The 520-nt window shown below is 53.5% G+C and carries 1 protein-coding gene; it reads left to right on the forward strand.

The features are described 5' to 3' along the window. Positions 1-280: 280 nt before the first annotated feature. Positions 281-454, forward strand: a complete 174-nt coding sequence (locus tag R7E38_RS23595) for a glutathione S-transferase family protein (RefSeq protein WP_411978687.1) — start codon at positions 281-283, stop codon at positions 452-454. Positions 455-520 lie beyond the last annotated feature (66 nt).

The raw sequence follows: 520 nt of genomic DNA on the forward strand, positions 1-520 counted from the left end.
TGGTATTCTCAGATTAGTCACGCGAAAGCAGTAGAGTGGGGAGGTGTCCCCACTGACACCTGAGCAGCCCCTTGTCCTCCCACCACACTGTCAGTATTAAGGCACAACAGCCTGTTAATAAGCTAGCCCTGCCTCGGAGTGCACGTGGGGACGGACCTGCCAGTGGCTCTGCTCTGCCACACACAGCGGAGCACCACCCTTGCTGGGTAGAGCAGAGCCACCGAATGTTCTAGGTTGACCGGGTTTCTGAAGGGCCTAGGATAGTGTCCGAGCCATTTTGATGGTGGAAGAAGTCAGTGCTCCTGTGTTGTCTGACTTCCCTCTGCTGCAGGCATTTAAGACAAGAATCAGCAACATTCCTACAATTAAGAAGTTCCTGCAACCTGGAAGTCAGAGGAAGCCACCTCCAGATGGCCACTATGTTGACGTGGTCAGGACCGTCCTGAAGTTCTAGTGACAGCGTGCTTTAAAGTGGCTACTGCAAGGGTCCAATCGCAGCAGCAGCTATAGAGCATTCCAG

The sequence above is a fragment of the Vibrio sp. Vb2131 genome, from assembly GCF_033338535.1.
Classification (GTDB): domain Bacteria; phylum Pseudomonadota; class Gammaproteobacteria; order Enterobacterales; family Vibrionaceae; genus Vibrio; species Vibrio alginolyticus.

What these genes read in the sequence shown, in the direction of transcription:
- R7E38_RS23595 (WP_411978687.1), top strand. Translation starts at nt 281, where the DNA reads ATGGTGGAAGAAGTCAGTGCTCCTGTGTTGTCTGACTTCCCTCTGCTG.